General features: G+C 51.8%; 20 protein-coding genes, 1 pseudogene and 1 riboswitch. Of the genes and pseudogenes, 20 read left to right on the top strand and 1 reads right to left on the bottom strand.

All coding sequences use genetic code 11. The annotated features are described in order from the left end of the window. Positions 1 to 153: 153 nt before the first annotated feature. The 15 genes and pseudogenes from AC3WT9_RS16825 (at position 154) to AC3WT9_RS16755 (ending at position 19,006) form a co-directional block, all read left to right on the top strand. A complete protein-coding gene (locus AC3WT9_RS16825) occupies positions 154 to 1,938 on the top strand; it encodes a sensor histidine kinase (protein ID WP_492407755.1) in 1,785 nt (594 codons plus the stop codon). Continuing rightward, positions 1,931 to 3,016: a response regulator transcription factor gene (locus tag AC3WT9_RS16820; protein WP_341090964.1), complete on the top strand. Its 1,086-nt coding sequence runs from the start codon at positions 1,931 to 1,933 to the stop codon at positions 3,014 to 3,016. Before AC3WT9_RS16825 ends, AC3WT9_RS16820 begins: the two co-directional genes overlap by 8 nt. A 79-nt stretch (positions 3,017 to 3,095) precedes the next feature. Continuing rightward, the gene (locus tag AC3WT9_RS16815; protein ID WP_341090966.1) at positions 3,096 to 4,400 is read left to right on the top strand and encodes an ABC transporter substrate-binding protein; all 1,305 of its coding nucleotides are present in this window, start codon (positions 3,096 to 3,098) and stop codon (positions 4,398 to 4,400) included. Positions 4,401 to 4,500: 100 nt separating this feature from the next. After that, a complete protein-coding gene (locus tag AC3WT9_RS16810) occupies positions 4,501 to 5,385 on the top strand; it encodes a carbohydrate ABC transporter permease (protein WP_038587842.1) in 885 nt (294 codons plus the stop codon). After that, positions 5,382 to 6,209, top strand: coding sequence for a carbohydrate ABC transporter permease (locus AC3WT9_RS16805; RefSeq protein WP_341090967.1), 828 nt, complete (start codon positions 5,382 to 5,384; stop codon positions 6,207 to 6,209). The genes AC3WT9_RS16810 and AC3WT9_RS16805 overlap by 4 nt, the downstream gene beginning before the upstream one ends. 21 nt (positions 6,210 to 6,230) lie before the next feature. Next, on the top strand, positions 6,231 to 8,243 hold the full coding sequence (locus tag AC3WT9_RS16800) for a beta-galactosidase (RefSeq protein WP_341090969.1): 2,013 nt from the start codon (positions 6,231 to 6,233) through the stop codon (positions 8,241 to 8,243). A gap of 79 nt (positions 8,244 to 8,322) precedes the next feature. Then, a riboswitch (guanidine-I (ykkC/yxkD leader) is annotated at positions 8,323 to 8,430 on the top strand. A 106-nt stretch (positions 8,431 to 8,536) separates the two neighbouring features. Then, on the top strand, positions 8,537 to 8,869 hold the full coding sequence (locus tag AC3WT9_RS16795; protein WP_445745018.1) for a DMT family transporter: 333 nt from the start codon (positions 8,537 to 8,539) through the stop codon (positions 8,867 to 8,869). Between the two features lies 1 nt (position 8,870). Beyond that, positions 8,871 to 9,185 carry a DMT family transporter gene (locus tag AC3WT9_RS16790; protein ID WP_341090972.1) on the top strand — a complete coding sequence of 105 codons (315 nt, stop codon included), beginning with the start codon at positions 8,871 to 8,873 and terminating at the stop codon, positions 9,183 to 9,185. 107 nt (positions 9,186 to 9,292) lie between these two features. Further along, positions 9,293 to 10,156: an aldo/keto reductase gene (locus tag AC3WT9_RS16785; protein WP_341090973.1), complete on the top strand. Its 864-nt coding sequence runs from the start codon at positions 9,293 to 9,295 to the stop codon at positions 10,154 to 10,156. Positions 10,157 to 10,363: 207 nt separating this feature from the next. Next, positions 10,364 to 10,487, top strand: a pseudogene (locus AC3WT9_RS16780) (DUF2975 domain-containing protein); the annotation flags it as partial. 234 nt (positions 10,488 to 10,721) lie between these two features. After that, positions 10,722 to 13,340 carry a phosphoenolpyruvate synthase gene (ppsA, locus tag AC3WT9_RS16775; RefSeq protein WP_341090974.1) on the top strand — a complete coding sequence of 873 codons (2,619 nt, stop codon included), beginning with the start codon at positions 10,722 to 10,724 and terminating at the stop codon, positions 13,338 to 13,340. Between the two features lie 458 nt (positions 13,341 to 13,798). Further along, entirely contained in the window at positions 13,799 to 15,247 is a 1,449-nt protein-coding gene (locus tag AC3WT9_RS16770; RefSeq protein WP_341090975.1) for a PTS mannitol transporter subunit IIBC, read from the top strand. A 96-nt stretch (positions 15,248 to 15,343) separates the two neighbouring features. Further along, positions 15,344 to 17,410 (top strand): BglG family transcription antiterminator, encoded by a 2,067-nt coding sequence (locus AC3WT9_RS16765; protein ID WP_341090978.1) that lies wholly within the window; start codon positions 15,344 to 15,346, stop codon positions 17,408 to 17,410. A gap of 16 nt (positions 17,411 to 17,426) precedes the next feature. After that, entirely contained in the window at positions 17,427 to 17,861 is a 435-nt protein-coding gene (locus AC3WT9_RS16760; RefSeq protein ID WP_341090980.1) for a PTS mannitol transporter subunit IIA, read from the top strand. Then, positions 17,861 to 19,006, top strand: coding sequence for a mannitol-1-phosphate 5-dehydrogenase (locus AC3WT9_RS16755; protein ID WP_341097589.1), 1,146 nt, complete (start codon positions 17,861 to 17,863; stop codon positions 19,004 to 19,006). Before AC3WT9_RS16760 ends, AC3WT9_RS16755 begins: the two co-directional genes overlap by 1 nt. A 66-nt stretch (positions 19,007 to 19,072) precedes the next feature. Here AC3WT9_RS16755 and AC3WT9_RS16750 read toward each other — a convergent pair whose 3' ends face one another. Further along, entirely contained in the window at positions 19,073 to 20,146 is a 1,074-nt protein-coding gene (locus AC3WT9_RS16750; RefSeq protein ID WP_341090982.1) for a M42 family metallopeptidase, read from the bottom strand. Between the two features lie 152 nt (positions 20,147 to 20,298). On the opposite strand from AC3WT9_RS16750, the gene AC3WT9_RS16745 reads away from it, so the two are divergent. The 5 genes from AC3WT9_RS16745 (at position 20,299) to AC3WT9_RS16725 (ending at position 23,707) form a co-directional block, all read left to right on the top strand. Further along, positions 20,299 to 20,469: a hypothetical protein gene (locus AC3WT9_RS16745; protein ID WP_341090984.1), complete on the top strand. Its 171-nt coding sequence runs from the start codon at positions 20,299 to 20,301 to the stop codon at positions 20,467 to 20,469. 134 nt (positions 20,470 to 20,603) lie between these two features. After that, complete coding sequence (gene spoVAC, locus AC3WT9_RS16740; RefSeq protein WP_445744956.1) at positions 20,604 to 21,101, top strand: stage V sporulation protein AC; 498 nt, start codon at positions 20,604 to 20,606, stop codon at positions 21,099 to 21,101. 3 nt (positions 21,102 to 21,104) lie between these two features. Beyond that, positions 21,105 to 22,139 carry a stage V sporulation protein AD gene (gene spoVAD, locus AC3WT9_RS16735; RefSeq protein WP_341090985.1) on the top strand — a complete coding sequence of 345 codons (1,035 nt, stop codon included), beginning with the start codon at positions 21,105 to 21,107 and terminating at the stop codon, positions 22,137 to 22,139. Then, positions 22,139 to 22,495 carry a stage V sporulation protein AE gene (gene spoVAE / locus AC3WT9_RS16730; RefSeq protein ID WP_341097591.1) on the top strand — a complete coding sequence of 119 codons (357 nt, stop codon included), beginning with the start codon at positions 22,139 to 22,141 and terminating at the stop codon, positions 22,493 to 22,495. The genes spoVAD and spoVAE overlap by 1 nt, the downstream gene beginning before the upstream one ends. 255 nt (positions 22,496 to 22,750) lie before the next feature. Further along, positions 22,751 to 23,707, top strand: coding sequence for an AAA family ATPase (locus AC3WT9_RS16725; RefSeq protein ID WP_038587881.1), 957 nt, complete (start codon positions 22,751 to 22,753; stop codon positions 23,705 to 23,707).

The raw sequence follows: 23,707 nt of genomic DNA, 5'->3' as shown, positions 1-23,707 counted from the left end.
TAAACTAACGTCCATTCTTCGCGGGGCGTTAGTTTTTTGTTAAGATAAAATAATTTAGAGCATTCAACACTTAACATGAATTGTTGAACCCAAGAAAATTCCATTCTGACTTGGGCAAACTATGGCAAGTGAAACTTGGAGGTTGGTGCAGCAATGAGGGTTGCCGGTTGGATCATGAAACTTACTGAGCCTTTCCGCCGCAGTATCCGCAATAAGCTTATTCTGACTATGATTATCCTCGCTGTTGTGCCAATTGTGACAATTACAGCACTGGCAGCCGAGAACAGCCGCCGGTCAATGGAGGCCGAGGTCATCAGCACGAATCTTTCCAATATGAAATGGACCGGTGTCTATCTGGGGGACCAGTTCGCCCAGCTTAATAATCTGATCTATACCGTGCTGATCAGCCCCCACCTGAGCGAATACCTCGCGAATGTAGAGGAGTCCAGCCTGTCCAGCCAATTTGCCGCACAGCGGAACATTATTGATACGCTGACGAATCTGTTCTACTCTGCGGGCAATCATGTGGTGGGGGTGGAGCTGTATCTGAAAGAATATAACAAGCTGTTTACTATCAACGCCTCGCAGAGTGACATTGCCTCAACAGCCGGAATTCCTGCTCCGTATAAGCTGCTTTTTGAGCAAAATAAGGATTTCACAATAGCCGTTGGCGGCAACGATAACGGGAAATTCCAGCTGGTCCGCAGCATTAACCGGTTTGAGAACCAGGAGAAGCTTGGAGGCATCTTCCTGGAAATCCGCTGGGGTGTACTGGATCAGACGCTGAATCTATTAGGCCGGGGCAACGATCATACGGTATTTATCGCTAGTAGCGACGGCAAGGTGCTGTACCAGCCCTGGGGAGTGACTCCTTCGAAAGCCATTCTGGACCGGGTTGCCGGCACCGGTGAGCCGCAGGGCTATTTCCGCGGTGACCAGGCCTATGTGTTCTACAATACGATTGATCCAGTGGGTCTCAAGCTGGTCACCGTTATTCCTAACAGCTTCATTAACCAGAGCGCGCTGGCGACCATGAACTTTGGATTGATAGTAGGCGCCATTACCGTGGTCGTGGCGATATTGCTCGCCGTAACTCTGGCCTGGAGGCTGGCGACGCCAATCGTTAGCCTGGCCCGGTCCATCCAGGGCTTCGGCTTAATGAAGGAGCGTGAAGTGCGGCTCAGCAACCGGGTTGATGAAATTGGCCTTCTGGAGACGAAGCTGTATCAGATGTCGTACCGCATCCGCGAGCATATCCGGACGGAATATGTTATCGGCCTGGAGAAAAAGAGTGCCGAGCTTAAAGCACTGCAGGCGCAGATTAATCCGCATTTCCTGCAGAACACCTTGCAGATGATCGGCAGCATGCTGTTCAAGAACAGCCCGGCCGAAAGCTACGGGGTACTGAGATCGCTTAGCGACATGTTCCGCTACATCATCCGCGAGCCGGAGGACTTGGCCCCGTTGCGGGCGGAGCTGAACCATCTGAACAATTATATGCAGATCCAGCAGCAGCGTTTCGCGGCCCGGCTCAGCTATGCGATTGAAGTGGATGAGCAGGCGACGGACAGTCTGATTCCGAAGCTGAGCCTGCAGCCGATTGTCGAGAATGCCTTTTTTCATGGGCTGGAACAGCAGTCGGGCCCCTGGGTGCTGGAGGTCAAGGTAACTTGTGAAGGGGAGGACACGGTCATTACCATCTGCGACAACGGGATCGGGCTGCAGCCGGATAAGCTGGCGGAGCTGCGGGGAAGACTGGAGCGGCGCAACGGTGATTTATGGACGCATGGGGAGCGGATTGGCTTAAGCAATGTTGCTTCACGGATTCAGATGCATTTTGGCGGGAAATACGGGATTGGTCTAGATAGCATTCAGGGGCAAGGCACAAAGGTGACTGTAACAATACCACTGGAAAGGGACGGTGCGAACCATGCTTAAAGTACTGCTGGTGGATGATGAGAGCTGGAACCGTGACATTGTGCGGACGTTTGGCTTATGGGATGAACTGGGCATGGAGATTGCCGGAGAAGCAGAGGACGGGAGCGAGGCGCTGCGCCTGGCCGGGGAGTTGTCCCCGCAGATTGTCATCACCGATATGCGGATGCCTGGCGCGGACGGTGTCAAGCTGATGAATAAGCTTCATGAGTGTTATCCAGAGATTAAAGTGATTGTTGTGAGCGGCTACGACGATTTCAAATATGCCCAGAATGCCATCCGCTACGGTGCGGTGGATTATTTGCTGAAGCCGATTGATCCGGGGGAACTGAATGCTGTGCTGCGCAAATGCCGGAAGGAGCTGGAGGAGAGCTCCCGTGCCCGGGAGCCGTATGCCCTCGATATTGAGGTATCCTTCTCGCTGTCCTCCTACAAGCAGCTGATGAGGGTGCATTTCAATGAGCTGAATCCCGTAGGGGTCAATGCTGTTCTTGAAGGCATAGAGAAGGAACTGGTGCAGGGAGGCTCTGGCAGACCGGGAATGCTGCGGCAGGCGGCAAGTGAAATGCTGCTGCTGTTGAAGGAGCTCATGCGGAGCAACGCACTGGAGGAGGATGTCCTGAAGGCGGAGATCCCCCGTGAGGTATTGTTGTCCGGGAGCAGCACCGCCGCGTATCTGAAACAGCTCTACGGGACAAGTCTGGAACAGCTGATCGGACAGCGCAAGTTCAAGAATAAGCTGAACTTGGATGAGGTCCGGCAGTATATTAATACCCACTTTGCCGAAGCGGTAACGCTGGAAGCGCTGGCCAGAGCTTTTTTCGTCAGCAAGGAATATCTAAGCAAGGTGTTCAAGCTGGAGTATGGCTGCAATGTTACGGATTATATCCTGCAGCTGCGGATGGAGAAGGCGAAGGAATGGCTGGCTGAGGAGAGCATTCCGATCAAGACGGTGGCAGAGCTGGCCGGATATGAGGATGTCGGCTATTTCTACAGAGTATTCAAGAAGCATTACGGCGTTGCCCCCGGTGAGATGCGCAAGCAAGCAGCCGGTTTAAAAATGTCCAATCCGAAAGGGTAATTCCGTCCAATTAACCGCTTTCATAATAAAGATACAATGAAAGCGTAAACAAAACATAGACATTGGGAGGTCTTACAACATGAACAAGATGACCAAAGGTGTACTCTGTACATTCCTCACCGCGACGCTGCTGGCCGGCTGCGGCAGCAATAACGGTACAAACAACAGCAATGCTGCAGAAGAAGGAAATACAGGCAGCGGTACAGCCAAAAGCGTTACCCTGAAGATGTTCATCGCGCAGCCGCGCTTTAAGGAACAATATGATAATTATATTGCTGAGTTCGTGAAGAAAGAGAAAGCGGACAAAAATATTGATGTTTCCGTACAGCTCGAAATGCCGACGGCGGACAATGCCTCGCAAATTCTGAAGACGCGCCTGGCCTCCAATGATGCACCTGATATATTCGCTATCCATGCTGTGAACGAAATTCCATCCTATTACAAGGCCGGATACCTTGAAGACCTGACAGATCAGCCCTTCGTCGGCAAGCTGCTGGACAGCGTGAAGCCCTCTGTAACCACTACGGACGGCAAGGTTGTGGCGCTGCCGCTGGAAACCCTGTCCTGGGGCTACCTCTATAACAAGACCATATTTGCCGAGAATGGCCTGACCCCGCCGACAACGCTGACAGAGATGAAGGCTGTAACTGAGAAGCTGAAGGCGAAGAACGTGACGCCGTTCGTGCTCTCTTATAAGGAATCATGGATTCCGCAGCTGGTGCTTCCGCTGGCTGTAGGGGGGATGATGAAAACTGCGGACCCTGAATTCGTGAACAAGATGAACAAAGATGAGGGCTCCTTTACCGAGATGAAATCCGCGATCTTTGATGTGTTCGATCTCATCAACGACAACGGCACGGCGAAGGCCACTGAAGTCGGCGGCGATGACGGTGCGGCGGCATTTGCCGCTGGCAAAGGAGCCATGTGGCTGATGGGACCGTGGTATGCAGAAACCATTCTGAAGTCGAACCCGGATCTGGATTTCGGTGTTGCTCCGCTGCCGATCAGCGACAATGCGGATGCGACCCTGATCAATCTCAGCGCCTCGACTTCACTCGCGGTATCCCCGACCAGCAAAAACAAGGAGGTTGCGCTTGATTTCCTGAATTATGTGCTGGATGATCAAGCCTCCAACGGCTTATTCCAGGCAATGAAATTCAATCCGGTGTCCACGGTGCACACCTATGAGAGTTATCCTTGGATCGCCGAAGCGACTACCTATGTCAAAGCTGGCAAGTCGGTGCAGGACCCGGCGATTCCGCAATCCGTCAAGGATGAGGTGGGCAAAGGACTGCAGGCATATTATGCCGGACAAATGAGTCAGGATGATGTGCTCAAGGCGCTCGACAAAGCCTGGAAATCCTACAACAAGGTAAACAAATAAGCTACAGCTTTACAGTCCGGGATGGAAGAAACGGGGGCGCTGGCCCTCCTTCCTCCATCCCGTTTGCTTTGCACACCACAGAGGGAGAGGGGCGGATACTATGCCGGTCAAGCGCTATAAAAGTGTTGTTTCGCTGCTTGCTTTCGTTGCACCCGCATTTATCATTTATTCATTGTTTCTGCTGATTCCGACCATCGGCGGCATGTACTACAGCTTCACGGACTGGAACGGGCTGAACCGCAATTATTCTTTTATCGGCCTTGGCAATTTCATTGAAGCGCTGCGCGAGGACCCGGATTTCGTGCACGCCTTGCTCTTTACACTGAAATACGTGCTGTTCATGATCGTATTGCAAAATGTATTCGCACTTGTGCTTGCCGTGTTCATTGAGACAAAAACAAGAACCAAAGGTTTTTTCCGGACGATCTTCTTCATGCCGAATATGATCAGCACCATCATCAGCGCTTTTATGTGGACCTTCGTGTTCTCCCAAGTGCTGCCGCAGCTTGCCGAGAAGACGGCAGCCTCGTTCCTGGACCAGCTGTGGATCGGAGATCCCAGTGTTTCTTTCTATTCGATCATTATCGTATCGCTGTGGAATGGCGTCGGCTATATGATGATTATATATTTGGCCGCCCTGCAGGGGGTGCCGCAAAGCCTGAAGGAGGCTGCCGTCATTGACGGGGCCAGCCCGTTCCAGACGTTCCGCAAGGTGACGATGCCGATGATTACGCATGCGGTTACGATCTGTTTTTTCCTTACTCTGAACGGGGCGTTCAAGGTATTTGAGGTGGTATACGGGCTTACCGGCGGCGGTCCGGGACGCAGTACACAGGTCATTACGATGAATATCTACGAAGAGGCGTTCTCCAATAACTTCCGCTACGGGTATGCCAGCGCCAAATCGGTGATCCTGTTCGTGATTATCCTGCTCTTCACTTTTATCCAGATCGGTGTCATGAAGAGAAAAGAGGTGGAAGCATGAGACTGAGAAAGGGAGCCAACCTATTTATCACACTGTTTCTCTGTATCGGCGCTGTCATGTCCTTTTTCCCGATTTATCTGGCAATTATCAATTCCGTGAAAACCCAAGGCGAGATGTTCGCTTCCTTCACGGCGCTGCCGACCAAGCTGCACTTTGAGAACTACAGCCAGGCTTTTAGCAAAATCAACCTGCTAAGCAGCACCCTGAACTCGGTTGTTGTCTCAGTCATTGGTATTGGAGGCATCATTTTCTGCGCTGCCCTGGCCGGCTACAAGCTATCCCGGACCTCCGGCAGACTTAGCGCGGCGCTCTTCTCGCTATTCATTGCTTCCATGCTGGTACCGTTTCATTCGATTATGATTCCGCTTACACGGATGGCCAAAGCACTGCATGTCAGCGGCAGCACCTACGGCCTTGCTGTGATCTACATTGGTCTTGGAGTGAACATGGCGATCTTCCTGTACCACGGCTTTGTGAAGTCGATCCCCCGCGAGCTGGAGGAAGCGGCACGGATTGATGGCTGCGGCGAGTTCCAGACCTTCTTCCGTATCATCTTTCCGCTCTTGCTGCCGATTACGGTAACCATTGCGATTCTGGACTTCCTGTGGATCTGGAATGACTTCCTGCTGCCGCTGCTGATGCTCACCGACTCTACCAAATATACGCTGATTCTATCGACCAACACGCTGTTCGGAGAGTACAATAAGGAGTGGTCGCTGATTCTGGCGGCGCTGGTGCTGACTGCGCTTCCTGTGATCGTTATCTATGGATTCTTCCAAAAGTTTATTATGCAGGGCATTGCCGAAGGGGCAATAAAAGGCTAAAGCGAGAGGAGCATCAGAGTAATGAGTCAACTACGTTACGGCGTCGCCTACTACGATGAATATATGCCTTATGAGAGGCTGAATGAGGATATTGCCATGATGCTGGAGGCCGGGATCAATACCGTCCGCATCGCCGAATCGACCTGGAGCACGCATGAGCCGCAGAACGGGATATTCGACTTCTCTTCCGTCGACCGGGTGCTGGATGCGATGCATGCCGCAGGAATCTCCGTAATTGTCGGGACACCAACCTATGCCGTTCCCACATGGCTGGTCAAAGAGCATCCCGGAGTGCTGGCTGTAACGGCGGACGGTCCCGGCCGGTATGGCGCACGGCAGATCATGGATATAACGAACCCGGTCTACCTGTTCCATGCGGAGCGGATCATCCGCAAGCTGATCGGCAGGGTCAGCAAGCATCCGGCGGTCATCGGCTACCAGACAGACAACGAGACGAAGCACTATGGGACAGCCGGAGAGAATGTGCAGCTGCTGTTTGTTAAGCATATGCGGCAGAAGTATGGAACACTGGATGAGATCAATGACCGGTTCGGGCTGGATTACTGGAGCAACCGGATTAACAGCTGGGAGGACTTTCCGTCCGCTGTCGGCACAATCAACGGCAGCCTGGGTGCGGAATTCGCCCGTTTCCAGCGTGGTCTGGTGAAAGCGTTTCTTGCCTGGCAGGTGTCGCTGGTGAACGAGTACAAGCAGCCGGGACAATTCGTCACACAGAATTTTGATTTTGAATGGCGCGGCTATTCGTATGGCGTACAGCCGTCCGTGGATCATTTTGCCGCGGCTGAAGCCTTCGACATCGCCGGAGTGGATATTTACCATCCCTCGCAGCATGAGCTGACCGGAACGGAAATCTCCTTCGGAGGGGATATCGCCCGTTCCCTGAAGCGCAGCAATTATCTTGTACTGGAGACGCAGGCCCAGGCATTTCCCCACTGGACACCCTATCCGGGCCAGCTGCGGCTCCAGGCCTTCAGCCATCTCGCCTCCGGGGCAAATATGGTGGCTTACTGGCATTGGCATTCCATTCATAATTCGTTTGAGACCTACTGGAAAGGGCTGCTCAGCCACGACTTCAAGCCGAATCCGGTATACAACGAGGCCAAGACTATCGGCCGGGATTTTGCCCGCTTAAGTCAGGCGCTGGTGGACCTGCGCAAGGATAACAAGGCTGCGGTAATGGTCAGCAATGAAGCCCTGACTGCGATGGAATGGTTCAAGCTGCCGGATGGCAGGAACTACAATGATGTGGTTCGCTGGCTTTACGATGAGCTGTACCGGATGAATATTGAATGCGACTTCATTCAGCCCGGCTGTACCGAGCTTTCGAGGTATAGCCTCATCATTGTTCCGGCACTTTATGCGGTTCCGGATGAAGCGCTGCTGCGCTTAAATGAATATGTGCGTGAGGGAGGCCATGCCGTCTATTCCTTCAAATCCGGCTTCGCGGATGAAGCTCTCAAAGTGCGCACGGCGGTGCAGCCGGGCATCATCAGCGAGGCCTGCGGAATCAGCTACAGCATGTTTGTGACTCCGCATGAGGTGACACTGCGCAGCGAAGCTTTGGATACCGGTGCGGCAGATCCAGCGGTGAATACATGGATGGAGCTGATTACACCAGATACGGCGGAGGTGCTGCTCCGTTATGAGCATCCTCATTGGAGCGAATATGCGGCCGTCACCCGCAACAGGTTCGGAAACGGTACGGCAACCTATATCGGCTGCATGACAAGCAGCGGGCTGGCGGGCAGCATCCTGAAATCCGCTGCCCAGGAGGCCGGACTATGGGGGCCCGATCAGGAGCTTGCTTTTCCGCTGATTGTCAAGACAGGAGTGAACCGGCAGCAGCAGAGGGTGCGCTATTATTTCAATTACAGCGATGAGCCGGTGTCTATGGTGTACCGGCATGGCCCGGCAGCAGAGCTGTTGTCCGGAAAAGAGCTTCACCCTGAGGAAAGGGTTGAGCTTGAGCCTTGGGGTGTGCGCATCCTGCTGGAGCATTCAAGCGGACAATGAGACCGGACGCGGCCCCGGGAATAATAGAGGGTTGCTTTTATCGGCGGTATTTGCTAGTATTCAATGTAACTTAATCAGATGTTTTGTTTTCTAGGGTTCCGCAGTTGCTACAGGCTGGTCTGGTCCGAGGGAAAACGCATGTACAACGATGTACATGTCTACACGGAGGGATAAAAGCCCGGGAGGTATCGTCAATTAGACGATGGCCTTCCGGGCTTATTTTGTTTCCGCGGTTAAGAGTTTTGTATCATAACTATTTAGGGGAAGAGGAGGGAATGGCAGTGAATAATAGTATGGCATGGATTAAGATTGCAGGCGCTGCCTGCTTCGAGGTCGTGTGGGTCATCGGGCTCAAGCACGCTTCGGCTCCGTGGGAGTGGCTCGTTACGGCAGTGGCCATTATCATCAGTTTCTATACGATCATCTCGGCGAGCAGCAAGCTGCCCGTAGGTACGGTCTATTCTGTATTTGTCGGACTCGGCACAGCCGGGACCGTCCTGGCGGATATCCTCTGGTTTGGTGAGCCGTTCAAGCCGCTGAAGCTGGTACTGGTGCTGATTCTGCTGGCGGGGGTTATCGGGCTGAAGCTTGTGACCGGTGATTCTAAAGAGAAGGAGGTGTCCTAAAATGGCTTGGTTAATGCTGATTGCTGCCGGGTGCTGTGAAATGTTCGGTGTGGCAATGATAGGGAGGCTACACCGGGACCGCAATTGGCAGGCGGTTGCCCTGCTGGTTCTCGGATTCGGAGGCAGCTTTCTGCTGCTGTCGCTGGCCATGGAAAGTCTCCCGATGGGTACGGCCTATGCGGTATGGACAGGGATCGGTGCTTCCGGTGGAGCGATTCTGGGCATGCTGCTTTATGGTGAAGCCCGGGATTTGCGGCGGATTATGTGTATTATTCTGATTCTCGGAGCTGCAGTCGGCCTGAAACTGGTAGGCTGACGACGCTGATATGTTAAAGAAATAGACACCTGTACGATGTTTCGAATGATGTAACATGGTAAGTATAGTAAGTAGTACTTAATCCATCGTATAAGGAGACTTCCACTATGAATGAAAATATCCCCGGGCGGATTAAACTTCCGGACGGAACAGACTTGCCGAGAATCGGGCAGGGAACCTGGTGTATGGGTGATGATGCTTCCAGACGTTCCGAGGAGATAGCTGCACTGAGGCATGGGGTAGAGTTAGGCCTTAGTGTGATAGATACGGCAGAAATGTACGGGGACGGCCGATCGGAAGAGCTTGTCGGCGAAGCGATCCGGGGGATCCGTGACAGCGTATTTCTGGTCTCCAAGGTGTATCCGCAAAACGCAGGCAAGAATCAGCTGGCCCGCAGCTGTGAGGATAGTCTGAAGCGGCTCGGTACGGATCATCTGGATCTGTATCTGCTGCACTGGCGGGGGAAGATTCCGCTGGAGGAGACCGTGGAAGGTATGGAGGAACTGGTGGCTGCCGGAAAAATAGCCCGCTGGGGCGTGTCCAATCTGGACACGGACGATATGCGGGAATTGCTGCGCATCCCCGGAGGCAACCGCTGCGCTGTCAATCAGGTTCTCTACCACCTGGGTTCCAGAGGTATTGAGCATGAACTGCTGTCCTGGCAGCGGAGCCACAAAATACCCGTAATGGCCTACTCTCCGCTGGCACAGGCAGGCACGTTGAGAAAAGGGCTGACGGAGAATGCTGCGGTGCAGGAGGTTGCCCTTAGACACGGAGCGACACCGCTGCAAATTTTGCTGGCCTGGAGCATCCGGGAAGGCGACGTAATCGCTATTCCTAAAGCATCGACCCCTCAGCATGTGGCCGAGAATGCGGCAGCAGGGGAAATCAAGCTCAGCACCGATGAGCTGTGGCAGCTGGACGAGGCTTTTCCGCAGCCGGCTTGGAGAGTTCCACTGGATATGATCTGAAACCATCTAAAGGGGCTGCCCCGAAAGCGGATATCCTACGAGCGGAGACAGCTCACATTCTTTCTCAAAACCGTAATAGTCAACAGAGCAGCGATCCTCCTGTTATTGGAGGATCGCTGCTTTGCGGTGCGCCTCATCGTTTGTTGAATAAGTTGTTAATTTAACATTTTAAAGTAAAGCATTTCTTAGTAATGAGAAATTACCTTCACAATCGGTACCTTGTACCTGATAGGTATGCCACTCTACTATCTCATGGGAAGGAGAGTTGATCCGCCAAAGACTTTTACAAGAAGCTATTAATATTAAATCAGAAAATGATTTAACGGTCTGAAGTGGGCATAGGGTTCAACTGAACACAAAAAGAGATGACCCTGATAATTTCAAGGATCATCTCTTTTTTAGAGAAAACAATTGAACACAAAAAAACACTATGATATAATCGATAGCGTTATTGACAAATTACAAAAAACAAAATAATTAATTATTAACCTTACTTTTATAGTACATCTAGAACTTTGATTTGTCAATGATTTTTTTCTGAACTAATGGTTAGGAGAGATGTTGAATGAATTCACTGGTTCTCGATTTTCAAGAAATGGATAACACTCAGCTTTTGCTTGTTGGCGGAAAAGGGCTGCAATTAGGGGTATTATCCAAAATGGAAGGAATACAAGTGCCAGAAGGGTTTTGTGTTACAACAGTGGGATATCAAAAAGCCATCGAACAAAACGAAAGGGTTCATGCTTTGTTAGATCGGCTAACTACGCTTAAAGTAGAAGATCGGGAACAGATTGATGAAATCAGCAAGAAGATTCGACAGGCCATTATGGAAGTAGCCATTCCTTCCGATGTTGTGAATGCAGTTGTTTACTATCTCTCCAAGTTTGGCGATGAATATGCTTATGCCGTGCGTTCTAGTGCGACTGCTGAGGATTTGCCGTATGCTTCTTTTGCTGGTCAACAAGACACCTATTTAAATATTATCGGCAAAGAATCCATCTTGGAGCATATCCGCAAATGTTGGGCTTCTTTATTTACGCAACGCGCGGTAATTTACCGAATGCAGAATGGATTTGATCACAGCCAAGTTTATTTATCTGTTATCGTTCAAAGGATGGTGTTCCCGCAGGCTTCTGGGATTTTATTTACCGCTGATCCCATTACCTGCAACCGGAAGCTGCTCTCTATCGATGCCAGTTTCGGACTTGGAGAAGCGCTGGTCTCCGGCTTGGTATCTGCCGATTGTTATCAAGTACAGGATGGGGTAGTCGTCAGCAAGAGAATAGAAACCAAAAAAATGGCTATTTATGGACGAAAAGAAGGCGGTACAGAGACCAAGCAGCTCGATCCTGATCAGCAAAAGACGCAAACCCTTACGGATCAACAAACTTTGCAGCTGGCACGCATTGGAAGACAGATCGAAGAACATTTCGGCTGCCCCCAAGACATCGAATGGTGTTTGGCTGAGGATACATTTTATATTGTCCAGAGCCGGCCGATCACCACTTTATATCCCATTCCTGAAGCAAATGACCAGGAGAATCATGTGTATGTATCTGTCGGCCATCAGCAAATGATGACTGATCCTATTAAACCGCTGGGGATATCTGTTTGGAAGTTAACAGGTAACGCACCCATGTTTAGAACTGGTGGTGGAAGGCTGTTTGTGGATATCACGAAGGGCCTGGCTTCACCGGCTGGCAGGCAAAATTTATTGGATGTTCTAGGGCACTCCGATCCGCTCATAAAAGACGCGCTTATTACCATCATAGAGCGGGGAGATTTTATTAAATCAGACCCATATGACAAAAGCGAACCGGGGCCCGTTAAAAGCCATAAGGGGATGTCATCTGCGGATATTCTAGAAGAAGCAGGAAATAACCCGGGAATTGTTGCTGTTTTGATTAAGAGCAGTGAGACATCGATATCAGCGTTAAAACATAATATCCAAACGAAATCAGGATTGGATGTATTTGATTGTATCCTGGAAGATATGCAGCAACGGAGGCAGCGAGCGTCCGATCTGAAGAATTTGAATGTGGTTATGGCCGGCATGCATGCTTCAGCATGGATCAATGAAAAAATGAATGAATGGTTAGGTGAAAAAAACGTAGCAGACACACTTTCCCTGTCTGTGCCTAACAACGTCACTTCTGAAATGGGTATGGAGTTACTGGATGTTGCAGATGTGATTCGTCCCTATCCGAAAATAATTGAGTATTTACAGCAGGTAAAGGATGATAACTTTTTGGATAAACTGGTTCAATTCGAAGGTGGGCAGCAGGTGCGTGATGTTATTGCAGCTTTTCTCGACAAATATGGAATGCGATGTGCCGGGGAGATCGATATTACAAGAACACGCTGGAGTGAAAAACCAAATATACTGGTACCTATGATCCTCAGTAATATCAAAAACCTTGAACCTGGCGCCAGTAAACGGAAATTTGAGCAAGGGCGACAGGAAGCGTTGAAAAAAGAACAGGACTTATTAGCCCGATTGAAACAATTACCGGGTGGTGAACAAAAAGCCGAAGAGACAAAACAAATTATCGGCCAGATCCGGAATTTTATCGGTTATCGTGAATATCCGAAATACGACATTGTTAGTCGCTACTTCATTTATAAACAGGCTTTACTAAAGGAAGCGGAACGACTCGTGCAAGCCAACCTTCTTCATGAAAAAGAAGATATTTATTATCTCTCTTTTGAAGAATTGCAGGAAACCATACGCACAAATAAACTGGATTACCAAATCATTGACAAACGAAAAGAGGAGTACAGATTATATGAAAAACTAACTCCGCCACGTGTTATCACCTCTGATGGTGAAATCATTACGGGTCAGTACAAACGAGAAAATATCCCCGCCGAAGCTGTTGTGGGCCTCGCTGTTTCTTCAGGCGTTGTAGAGGGGCGGGCACGTGTAATTCTGAGTATAGAAGAGGCTGATCTGGAGGATGGCGATATACTAGTCACCGCTTTTACCGACCCCAGCTGGACTCCATTGTTTTTATCCATCAAAGGCTTGGTTACGGAGGTGGGCGGGCTGATGACCCATGGAGCCGTTATCGCACGTGAATATGGCCTGCCAGCCGTTGTGGGAGTGGAGAATGCGACCAAATTGATAAAAGATGGGCAACAAATTCGCGTGCATGGAACAGAGGGGTATATAGAACTTTTGTAACACATACAGAGCTGAAATATAACCATATAGTTAGGGCTCAGTATGCATGCTAAAGCTTTTATTGGTATCAGAATATGATCGGAAACAACGGATTGGAAATCTAAATAAAGCACACCCTAAACGGGAGTCTTGCAGCTGATGCAGACTTCCGTTTTTTTTGTAAATATAAGGATGTTTAGGCTTCACGCCATAAATTATTTTTGAATTTGCTAAAGAAATGGACCCCATCCCCTGAGGATGGCAGGGCCGTTTTTTTCTTGTGTCCATAAGCCGGATGCATGTCCAAAAGCCTGTAGCAGCAGCTCTTAAATGTTGTCAACAACGTTCATGACGAAACCGTGTTTTCAATTTGATGACAAAGAAAGCGCTTTGATTTACGCTGTGTGCATAGGGGATTACCTTTAAAGAAATCTTAAATAAAGGCATCCCATTTAATTTATATTAAGGGGGCATTTTAAATGGCCACAACGGCAACGACACAAACTTCATCCGGCGGTACAAGGGTGAGAGTTCAACAATTCGGCCGCATGCTCAGCGGTATGGTTATGCCGAATATCGGCGCTTTTATCGCATGGGGTTTAATCACGGCTTTATTCATTCCAACAGGCTGGTTTCCAAATGAAAGTCTTGCAGCTCTAGTAGATCCAATGATTAAATTTCTGCTTCCGCTGCTCATCGGGTATACGGGCGGACAGATGGTACACGGCAAACGCGGCGGTGTTATCGGGGCAGTAGTCACGATGGGGGTTATCGTCGGTTCTTCTATTCCGATGTTCCTCGGCGCTATGATCGTCGGCCCGCTGGCCGGCTGGGTCCTGAAGCAATTCGACCGTGCGGTTGACGGCAAGATCAAAGCCGGGTTCGAAATGCTTGTCAACAACTTCTCGCTCGGCATCATCGGCGGCGGCTTGTCCATTGCTGCGCTGAAGGGAATCGGACCACTGGTCGAAGGCTTGACCAATATCCTCTCGAATGGTGTGGAGTTTCTGGTTAACCATAACCTGCTGCCGCTCGTCAACATCATCATTGAGCCGGCAAAGGTATTGTTCCTGAACAATGCCATCAACCACGGCGTACTCGGACCGATTGCGCTGGAAGAATCACAGAGACTGGGACAGTCGGTACTGTTCATGCTGGAATCGAATCCAGGACCGGGGCTGGGTATCCTGCTTGCTTACTGGCTGGTAGGACGCGGTTCGGCGAAGGCTTCCGCACCAGGTGCAGTTATCATTCACTTCCTGGGGGGGATTCATGAAATTTACTTCCCGTACATTCTGATGAATCCACGACTGATCCTGGCTGTTATCGGCGGCGGCGTGTCTGGAACGTTCACATTGCAATTGCTGGGAGCAGGTCTGGTAGCTTCTCCATCGCCAGGCAGTATCTTTGCTTACTTCGCCATGACACCTAAGGGCGGATATGTGCCAATGCTTGCCGGTGTCATTGTTGCCACAGCTGTATCCTTTGTGCTGGCTACACTGCTCCTTAAGACTGTGAAGAAGAACAACGAAGAAGAGATGAATCTGGAAGAAGCTGCGGCAAAATTGAAAGACATGAAGTCGGCAGGGACTGCAGCGCAAACCGCTGCTGCTGCCGCAACTGTAACTACAGCGGCAAATGTCCGCGGCAAGGCTGATGTGAACAAAATCGTCTTCGCTTGTGATGCAGGTATGGGGTCCAGCGCGATGGGCGCATCCGTGCTAAGAAAAAAACTGCAGGCTGCCGGAGTCAATATTACGGTTGTCAATTCCGCAGTCAGCGAAATTCCTGCGGATGCTGATATCGTGGTTACCCAGAAAACACTGACGGACCGGGCGGTTGCCAGCAATCCGAAAGCAGAGCATATCTCCATCGACAATTTCCTGAAGAGCCCTAAATATGATGAGCTTGTGGAACGTTTAAAGTAAATGGAACAAGCATAGAAATGATGTATAACGCTAACTCAGGAGACGCTGGCCCGCAAAGCCGGCGTTTGTCTCCATTTAGGGCGGGGGTACACGGTTATGAGAAAAGTTACCGCGAGGCAGCGTCAAATCATCTGGCTTCTCTTAGGGGTCAGTGAAGAGATTACTGCCGCCGAAATCGCCGAGAGCACCGGTGTGAGTGTAAGAACGGTTCACCGGGAGATGGAGGACATCGAGCTTACGCTGGCGGATTTCGGTCTGGATTTGATCCGTAAATCAGGAAAAGGAATTCAGTTGAGCGGCCCGGCGGCCGGTCTTACCGAGCTGCGCCTGTTTTTACGGGAAGAGAAGCCAGCGGAACATTCCAGCGAGGACCGCAAGGTGTATGAGCTCTGCTCCTTGCTGGAGGCAGAAGAGCCAGTGAAGCTGTTCACACTGGCCCACTGGCTCAAAGTTACGGTGGCTACAGTGAGCTATGACTTGGATGAACTTGAGCCTTGGGTCCGCAAGTTCGGCCTGCAGCTGGTCCGCAGGCGGGGCTATGGTGTTGAGATTACCGGCAGCGAGATTGATAAGCGCAGGGCGATTGGCCGGCTGGCCGCTGAGCATCTGGATCTTTCAGATCTGGTGGGGCATAATCCGCAGCCCGCGAGCAGTCCGGTTTTCCGGATTCTTCTGGATGCGGTAGGCAAAACCAATCTGATGGATGTGGAGAACACGCTGTGGGATATGGAATGGAAATGGACGGCGGAACTGCCGGAAATCGTTTATATGGAAATGCTGCTTGGCCTCGCGGTAACCACCAGACGGATTGAGATTGGCCGGAGTATCGACAACGGCGGGGAAGCAGGATATCCCCGAATGTCCGATCACCGCCATATTGCCGCCGCCGAGCAATTTGGGCAGCGGCTGGGCCAGGCACTGGGAGCTGAGATACCGCGGGCAGAGGTTCTATATATAGCCGGTCTGTTCGACAGGGTCCAGGAATCATTCTCCTCAGCCGGATTCGCCTACGGTGATATTGAGCTGATGGAGATTGTATATAAGCTGACGGAGAACGTGGTCAAACGGACGGGAGTTCCGTTTCAAAGCGACCGCTCCCTGCGGGAAGGGTTGCTGGAGCATATGGATCCGGCTTTCAAGCGGCTCCGGGAGGGAACCCGTATCCGCAATCCGCTGCTGGGTCCCATCCGTAAGGATTATGAATATTTGTTCCAGATTGTGAGGGCCGCGGTGGAGGAGCTGGAGCTGGAGCTGGACATCCCCGATGAGGAAATTGGATTTCTGGTCATGCATTTCGGCGCTTCTGTCGAACGTCTGAATCAGCTCAGGCGGGGCGTCCGGGCAATTCTGGTCTGCGCCAGCGGTCTCAGTTCTTCCCGGCTGCTGGCTACCCGGCTGGCCAAAGAAATGCCGCAGATTGAAATTCTCGGCAATATTTCCTGGTACGAAGCGGCGCGGCTGCCTGAGGTTGACTACGATCTGATTATTTCAACGATTGATTTGCCGCTCGACAAAGACCGCTATATCAAAATTAGTCCTCTGTTGACAGGGGAAGAAATAGAAAAACTGCTGAGTTATATCCAGAACACCACGCTGAGAGAACGGGATAGTGTTCCGCAAGGCGAGTACGACAGAACAGCGAGTGAAGAGCATTCCCTGGAGCGGTTGAAAAGCTACCAGGGCATGCTGGATGAAACGGTCAGCCTGCTGGAGCGGTTCCGCTTCTATCCGCTTGATAATAGCGGGATAACGCTTCCCGCAACGATTTCGGCGATGCTCGATTTTCTGGATGGCAGCGGGGTGGTCGGTGATGCAGATATCCTGCTGGAGCGGCTGCTGGAACGGGAAAGGATGGCCAGCCAGGTCATTCCGGACACTGGGCTTGCGCTGTTTCATGCAAGAAGCAGCCACATCCTGATGTCTTCCCTGACGCTGTACCGTCTGCGGCAGCCGGTTGTTCTGGATGGGGGTACCGAGGTCAGGGTCATCCTGCTGATGCTTGCACCGCGCAAGCTGTCCAAGGAAAGCCTGGAAGTGCTGAGTGAAATCAGTGCAATGCTGCTTAATTCCGAGCTGGTGAAGCTGCTTGAGGAGCGCACGGAGTCCGAGATCAGGCGATATCTGTCGTCAGAGCTGCTGCGTTTTTTCGAAAATAAAATGTGAAAGCGAGAGAAACCATATGAGTATACTGTCAGAGAATAAAGTGATTATGAACGGTGCTGCCAAAGATAAATACGAGGCGATCACCATGGCCGGAAGACTGCTTGTGGATGCCGGACATGTAACGGAAGAATATGTGCCGAAGATGCTTGAGCGCGAAGAGGTCGTTTCCACTTATATGGGCGAAGGACTGGCCATTCCCCACGGAACCAAAGAAGCCAGACCCTTCATTAAATCTACCGGATTATCCATTATCCGCTTTCCGGATGGTGTTGATTTTGGCGGAGATGAGCCGGCCTTTGTTGTGATCGGCATTGCAGCGGCAGGTGACGGGCACATGGAGATATTGACGAATGTGGCGATGATCTTCTCGGAAGAGGATGCTATTGAGCGGGTCATGAATGCGCCAACCCCGGCCGATGTGATCGCCATCTTTGAAGGAGGCCTGGAATGATGAAGGCTGTTCATTTCGGTGCCGGCAATATCGGCAGAGGTTTTATCGGTCTGCTTCTGTCGCAGGCAGGCTATGAGGTCACCTTCGTCGATGTGAATGAAGCCTTCGTCACACAGCTTCAAGAACGCGGGGAATATCCGGTGATGCTGGCCAGCGAGGGTCGGGAAACGGTGATCGTGACGAACGTGACTGCACTAAGCAGTGTAACCCATGCCGAAGAAGTTGCCGCGGCCATTGCCGGAGCGGATCTTGTTACGACAGCGGTTGGAGTATCCATCCTGAAGCATATTGCAGGGGTGCTGGCTGAGGGGATCGGCAGACGGCTTGCAGGTTCCACCGCTCCGCTGCATGTCATCGCCTGCGAGAACGCCATCGGCGGCAGTGCGCAATTGAAAGAGCTCGTATACGCCAAGCTTGATTCAGAAGTCCAGGCCAAAGCGGATATATCCGTAGCTTTTCCGAATGCGGCTGTAGACCGGATTGTTCCTTTGCAGCAGCATGAGGATATCCTCAAGGTAGTGGTAGAGCCATTCTATGAGTGGGTGGTAGAGTCTTCTCAGATGCTTCCGGGTTACCGTCCGGTAGAAGGTGTTCACTATGTAGATAATCTTGAGCCTTATATTGAACGCAAATTGTTTACGGTGAATACCGGGCACTGCTCGGCAGCGTATCTCGGGTACCTGCGCGGATACGGGACGATCCAGCAGGCCATGGCGGATGAGGGTTTGACCGGGCTTGTGCGCGAAGTGTTGGAGGAGACAGGGGCGGTGCTGGTTCAGAAGCACGGGTTCGACGCGGAGCAGCATAGCAAGTATATCGACAAAATACTGGAGCGCTTCCGCAATCCGGCTCTGACGGATGAAGTTAGCCGTGTAGGACGTTCACCGATCCGCAAGCTGTCGCCGAATGACCGGCTGGTATCGCCGGCGCTCCAGGCTTTTGACAGAGGGCTTGAATACACGGCCCTGACCCGCTCCATGGCGGCAGCACTGCTGTTCAACGTGAGCGATGATCCGGAAGCGGTTGAGCTTCAGGCGGCTGTCGCGGAGCTTGGTGCGGCAGCGGCAGTTACGAAATATACCGGTCTGGCCGCAGATCATGCGGTGCACCGGTCGGTGATGGCAGAGTATGACAAACTGAAATAACGATGAGGGCATCATAAAAAGCCGCAGGGGAGGTCATATCCCCTGCGGCTCTTCGTCTAACTTAGCTTAGCTGTTCTCAATAATGGTCTGCAGCGTTGTGCGGTCCAGTCCTTCCACAAGCTTGATCAGCAGCTCTTTGGCGGCATCATAATCATCGCTGTGAATGATGGAAGAGGACGTGTGGATGTAGCGTGAGCAGATTCCAATCACTGTGGACGGCACGCCAATTCCGCTGACATGCACCTGTCCGGCATCGGTTCCGCCTTGGGAGACAAAATACTGGTATTTGATCCGGTGGGTATCTGCCGTATCCTGAACGTATTCGAGCAGGCCGCGGTGGGTTATCATCGTCGGATCGTAAATGCGCAGCAGCGCGCCTTGGCCCAACTGGCCGAAGGCCTGGCGGTCGCCGGTCATGTCGGCGGCGGCACTGGCATCCAGGCCGAAGAAGATGTCCGGCGACAGCAGGTTAGCTGCTGTGCGGGCACCGCGCAGGCCTACCTCTTCCTGGACCGTAGCGCCGGCGAAGACGGTGTTCGGCAGTTTTCTGCCGTGCAGCGCTTTGACCAGCTCAATGGCAAGGCCTAAGCCATAGCGGTTGTCCCACGCTTTGGCCATGATTTTCTTCGGATTGGCCAGCGGGGTGAACGGGCAGATCGGCAGAATCTGCTGCCCCAGAGCTACGCCATAGCTCTGGGCTTCTTCCCGGCTGTCTGCACCGATATCTATGTACATTCTGCGGATGTCACCGGTTTTGTTCCGTTCGTCCTCACTCAGCAGATGGATTGGCGTACTGCCGACAACGCCGGTCAAAGTCCCTTTCGGTGTAATGATCTGCAGCCGCTGTGCAGCTACGGCTGAAGCCAGCCAGCCGCCAAGCGGCTGAAAGCGGATCATTCCGTTGTCCGTGATGCCGGTGACCATAAAGCCCACCTCATCAAAGTGTCCGGCTACCATAATCTTGGGGCCGTTCTCTTCACCGCGCAGGACTCCGAACAGGCTGCCGAGGCGGTCCTGGACGAACTCTTCGGTATACGGTGTCATAGCATCCTTGACAAAGGCACGCAACTCGCGCTCAAAGCCCGGAGCTGCGGGGAATTCAGTCAATGTTTTGAACAGATTGGTCGTTTCTTGATTCATATACATATCGCTCCTTTACTATTGTCTAGTATGAACATTGTCGCGCTACTTGTCCATGTCTTCAAAGGGGTAAATGAACACTGGGCGCCACCTTTGCGAATAATATGCAGTAATGGCTCTGCAGGCAGGAGCCGGGAAAGGGAGCGAGGAAGATGAGGGTGGCAGAAAGCAGGTCAGCGGACAACCCGCAGGGCTTCTACGGTAAAGTGAATGCCCGCGGGGTGCCGAGAAGATACCTCCGCCGGTATGGGCCGGAGCGCGAAGCTGTGCTGATTTTGATTCTGTTTATATTGCTGATTGTAATACTGTTGTATTTTACCTGAACTGGGGAGACATAACGAAGCCGCTTACGGCGAACAATAAGGAAAAACTTCTAAGCGAAGAAAAGTCCGAGGGGAAATGTCCGCACTCACTGGTTCAGCCCTCCCCTCGCATACATTCCAGGAGGTGTCCTCATTTGCCGGCCAAAACTCGAAAGTCCGGTGTCAAGCTCCGGCTTGACACCATGACCCCACAGGATTATGAGAAATTGTCCAAGCCGTATGTGCCCAGTCGTCCTGTGTTCAAAAACTGCATCCGGGCTTTTCTGTCGGGCGGTTTGATCTGCGTAATCGGACAAGGCATCACGGAGGCTTTTATGGCGATATTCGATATGACCTCCAGGGAAGCCTCAAGCCCTACCGTTGCGGTTTTGATCCTTATCTCCGTAATCCTGACCAGCTTCGGTGTATACGACAAAATAGCTCAATGGGCAGGAGCGGGTTCTGCAGTTCCGGTCACCGGCTTTGCCAACAGCATGTGTTCTGCCGCGCTTGAACACCGTGCGGAAGGACTTGTGCTCGGGGTCGGCGGCAACATGTTCAAGCTGGCTGGTTCTGTTATTGTATTCGGTGTCGTCGCGGCCTTTGTGGTCGGGGTAGTTTATGCCATTATGGGCTGGGGAGGTTCTCACTAAACTATGAAGCAGCTTGGCAGCCAGACCTGGCAATTTACTACCCGTCCTGTCATTCTCGGTTCTTCCGCAGTAGTAGGGCCGGAAGAAGGGGAAGGCCCTTTAGTTTCCGATTTTGATTTTATCTATGACTCGCTCAAAATGGGTGAACAGACATGGGAGAAGGCAGAACGAGCCCTCTTCGAGAAATCGTCCAAGCTGGCGCTGATGCATGCGGGACTCGAGCAGGAGAAGCTGGAGTTCTTCGTCGGCGGGGATTTAATGAATCAGATTATCAGCAGCTCGTTCGCAGCCCGAAAGCTCGGTGTACCCTATCTTGGCGTCTTTGGCGCATGCTCCACTTCCATGGAGAGTCTCGCCATCGCTTCGATGATCGTGGATTCCGGCGGGGGCAAATACGCGCTCGCGGGAACTTCCAGCCATAACTGTACCGTGGAGAAGCAATTCCGCTATCCAGTCGAATACGGCTCCCAAAAGCCGCCGACGGCCCAGTATACCGTAACCGGTTCGGGCTGTGCCATTGTCGGCCGCAATGACGGCTCCGCTGCGGGCCCTTATGTTGTTTCGGCAACCCTTGGACGCATTATGGATATGGGGCTGACGGACCCTTTTAATATGGGCACAGCCATGGCTCCGGCCGCCGCGGATACGATAACTGCACATTTTCGCGATACGGGCTTGTCCCCGGGCCATTACGATTTAATTGTAACCGGCGATCTGGCTTCCGTCGGTTTGCCTATTGCCAAAGATTTGCTGGCCAAAGAAGGCATTCCCATGGAGCAGACGACATTTGATGACTGCGGGCTGCTCATTTATGATCGCGACAAGCAGAAATATGTCATCGCCGGAGGGAGCGGCTGCGGCTGTTCGGCGGTGGTCACCTATGGACATATTCTCAAACGGATGAAAAAAGGCGAGCTGAAGCGGGTGCTGATCGTGGCAACCGGAGCGCTGCTTTCGCCGCTGTCCTATCAGCAGGGAGAAAGCATACCGTGCGTGGCACATGCTGTAGCGCTGGAGAGCGGAGGTGAAGGAGCATGATGATTTATGTATGGGCATTTTTGATTGGAGGCGCCATCTGTGTCATCGGGCAGCTTATGTTCGATGTGCTGAAGCTGACACCGGCTCACACGATGAGTACGCTTGTCGTGTCTGGAGCGATCGCTGACGCGTTTGGACTGTATGACCCGCTGGTGAAATTTGCCGGAGCGGGGGCTAGCGTCCCTATTACCAGCTTTGGTAACTCGCTGGTGCACGGAGCACTAACGGAACTTGAGCGGGACGGCTGGGTCGGCGTGGTGACGGGGATTTTCGATGTGACCAGTGCGGGGATTTCATCAGCTATTGTATTCTCATTTCTGGCAGCCGTGCTTGTACGGCCTAAGGGGACGCATTGATCAGCTGAAAACTATAGGTTTTCTTTTCCGGCCGCCACATTGGCGGTCTTTTTTTGGTCTGTCTGAATAGAAAAACGGATTCGGTTTATAATCATTTCTATAGGAACAATATTTTTCCTTCTATATAATAGAGAGATTTCCTTGTCCATGGTTTGGTGTATCTTTAATTTCCGGGCTGCAATAATGTACTTTGGGACCCATAATCATGTAAAATATATGTATTGCGCTTATTCTGACATAGGAGGTTTACTATATATGCCCGTACGTCAAGAATCAATTCACATCATGAAGGCTGTCCGCCATAATTTGGAATCCTGTATACTCGGCAAAACATTTGAAATAGAGCTACTGCTTACGGCGCTGCTGGCCGGTGGGCATGTCCTGATCGAGGATGTTCCGGGAACGGGTAAAACCCAGCTCATTCGGGCGCTCTCCAGATCAATGTCCGGGGAGTACCGCCGGATTCAGTGCAATCCCGATATTCTCCCTAGTGATATAACGGGGGTATCGGTCTATCATCCGCGAGATGAGATGTTTCATTTCCGTCCCGGTCCCGTGATGACGAATATTCTGCTCGCTGACGAGATCAACCGTGCCACAACCAAGACGCAATCTGCGCTGCTTGAAGTAATGGAAGAACGGAATGTAACCGTCGACGGAGAGACGTATCCGCTGCCGCATCCGTTTATGCTCTGTGCGACTCAGAACCCGATTGATTTCGAAGGCACCTACACGCTGCCCGAAGCACAGCTTGACCGTTTCATGCTGCGTATCAGCCTTGGCTATCCCGATGCGGTTACCGAGAAGAATCTTCTGATGAGCCATCAGGAGGGACAGCCGGTGGACAGGCTTACCCCGGTAACAGGCATGGAACAAATTGCGGCTATCCAGGAAGAAATCCGCGAAATTTATATCAGCGATCCTGTGCTGAACTATTTGCTGGATATTGTCCGCCAGACCAGAGAGCATCCGCTAGTCCTGCTTGGTGCCAGCCCCCGTGCTTCGCTTTCATTCATGATGGCCTGCAAAGCCTATGCTTTCCTGCAGGAGCGCGATTATGTCCTTCCTGATGATGTGAAGATTCTTGCTCCGTATGCGCTGGGACACCGCATTCTGCTGCGTCCGGAGTCGCGGCTGGATAATATCAGCGTAGATTCCTTGCTTCAGAAGCTGCTGCAGAGCATACATGTGCCTGTGACGATGAGGCAATAA

This window comes from Paenibacillus sp. EB106-06-01-XG199 (assembly GCF_058791575.1).
This window is presented reverse-complemented; position numbering and strand designations above follow the sequence as displayed.